Here is a 2410-nt window from a genome sequence, read left to right as displayed (position 1 = left end):
TTCCGGCGCCCGCGCGGCGCTCAGAGCCGCCCACGCGATGACCGCGGCGGCGGCCGTCACGAGCAGCACGGCGGCGGCCCAGCCGACGCCGAGCACCAGCCAGTCGGCGTCGATCCCCGGGTTCGGTTCTGTGAGGGAGGCCTCGCCGATCGGCATCCAGCCGGAGGCGACGATCGCGCCGCCCACGCCAAGCGTGGCGCCGGCGACCGCGGCCAGCGCTGGCCCGAACGCGACGGACGACGCCGCCTGCCACCGGGTCAGCCCCACGGCTCGCAGCACGAGTAGTTCCGCCATCGCGGCGGAGGCGTACCTGGCCACGCTCTGGCCGACGAGGATCAGGGCGGCGAGCAGCGCCGCAAGCCCGAACGCGAGCAGGCAGGCCGCCTCGTACTCGCTCACCCTCTTGACCGGTCCGCCGAACACCGCGTAGTTGTCCCACACGTCGATGTCCGAGCGTCCCGTCACGCGGGCGAGGCCGGCTCGGAAGGCCGGGATCGCCGCCTCGCCGCCGGCCAGCCGGATCAGCGCGTTGACGTAGATCGGGGGGTTGCTCCCCGGGCCCAGGATGTCGGCGCGGTACCGGGTAAAGAAGGCGTACGTCGGGAGCATCCCGCCGCTGTCCCCTGGGCTGTCGATAAAGAAGGGGGACCTGACCACCCCCACGATGGTCACCTTGACCTGCGGGCCGGCCGGCGGGATCTGGCTCGCGTCGATGCCTGCGGCGGCCTGGGCGGGGGTGGACAGGTGCAGTGTCAGCGTGTCGCCGACCCGCAGGTGATGGGCGGTCATGAAGTGCGGGCTGGCGACCACCTCGTCCACCCGGCTTGGGTTGTACATCCGGCCCGCGAGGACCACCGGCCGCTCGACGGTCTGGCCCACGCCGGCGTTCGCGGGCGGGAAGCCGACGTCTACTCCGTCCATGCCCTCCACCGCGCCCCCGTAGTAGACGGCGAACAGGCCCACCGCGGTGACCCCGGGCAGTGCCGCGACTTTCGACCAGTCGAAGCCGGGCTGGTTCGGCAGCACGGTGACGGTCGCGGGGAGCGTGCGGGCCCACAGCCGGTCGAAGGCCGTGTCGCCGCGCCTGGCGCCGGCTACCGCGGTGAGTACGACGCCGACGGACAGCGCGACGAGGAGCACGAGGACAACCAGCGACCGCCAGCGCCGCCGCAGGTCGAGCCGCAGCCAGGTCAGTGCGATGCCCATGGCCGGGTCACCAGCCCGCGGGACCGCCGCTGAGGCGGCGCAGAAGGATCATGAGCCAAGCTAACCGTCCGGCCGGGGCGCCGGGCAATGGTGGCTGGCCCACTCGGGCGGGGACGCTACCCACACCCTCGCGGCACGGCTGTCATTCGCCGCGCAGGATGCGGCCAGGCTGCAGCCGCGCGGCACGATAGCCGGGCCAGATAGCCAGTAGGTTGGCGGCCAGCAGCGTCACCGGCACGATCAGCGCCAGCGCCCAGACCGAAAGCGGCGGGTAGTACGCCAGCGGGGTGAAGTCCGCGACGACCCGCCAGAGCGCGCGGCCGACCGCCAGGCCGAGCGGAATGCCCAGCGCGAGCCCGATCACGGCGAGCGCGCTTGCCTGCGTGACCACCACCAGCCGGGTCTGCCGGCCGGTCAGCCCGAGGGTGCGCAGCACCGCGAGCTCACGCCGCCGGCGGCGCACCGCCATCGTGAGCGCCTGCCCGACCGCCCCGGCCGCGAGCAGAGCGAGGAACCCGCCGAGCGCGAGCGGCAGCACCGACACGTCCTCGAGCTCCTCCACCGGCAACGACTGCGGGGGCGTGAAGACAACCCCCCGGGCGTGCGTGGCCGAGCGGACCGTGGCGTCCAGCCGGGTCGCCACCCCCGCCACGTCAGCGCCTGGCCGCAGCGCGACCACCGCCGTGTGGAACTTGAACGCGTAGCGCGCGCCGGCGAACAGCCGGTCGTACCCGCCCGGAGTCAGCCAGGCGCCCTGGTCGTAGCTGTTGTGCGACCCGGACGGGACGAAGGCGATGCCGGAGACGGTCATGGTGCGCGCAGCGGCGCCGCCGGCGAGCCGGATCGTGGCGCCAACGACCGCTGCCAGCTCCCTGGCGGTGGTCGGCGCGAGCGCGATCTCGCCAGGGCTGGCGGGCATCCGGCCCGCGGTCAGCACCATGGGAATGCGCTTGCCGCCCACCGGGGCGTAGGTGAAGCTTTCGATCGAGACGCGGCCCGCCTGAGCGCCGGCGATGCGCACGTCGAGGAACCCGGTGACGTCGCGGTCGGCCGCCGCGGCACGGGACGCCGCGCCCGCCGGGGCGAAGTCCTGGCCGTCCTCGCCGTAGAAGGTCTCCAGCTGCCACGTCTGGCCGAACCGCGCCGGGTTGCGGACCGCGTCGGAGATGCCCGCGGAGAATGTCAGCGCGGCCAGCACGCCGAG

The 2410-nt window shown here is 74.1% G+C and carries 2 protein-coding genes; both read right to left on the bottom strand.

Translation table 11 applies throughout. From position 1 onward, the window contains the following. A partial coding sequence (locus WA805_RS17380) for an FtsX-like permease family protein (protein WP_425242854.1) occupies positions 1-1206 on the bottom strand: 1206 nt, incomplete at its 3' end. 142 nt (positions 1207-1348) lie between these two features. Continuing rightward, positions 1349-2410 (bottom strand): ABC transporter permease (locus tag WA805_RS17375; protein WP_425242853.1); only part of this gene is annotated, 1062 nt, incomplete at its 5' end.

The sequence above is a fragment of the Trebonia sp. genome (genome assembly GCF_049794275.1).
Classification (GTDB): Bacteria; Actinomycetota; Actinomycetes; order Streptosporangiales; family Streptosporangiaceae; genus Trebonia.
Note: the sequence above shows the minus strand (reverse complement) of the source record. Positions and strands in the feature narration are given on the sequence as shown.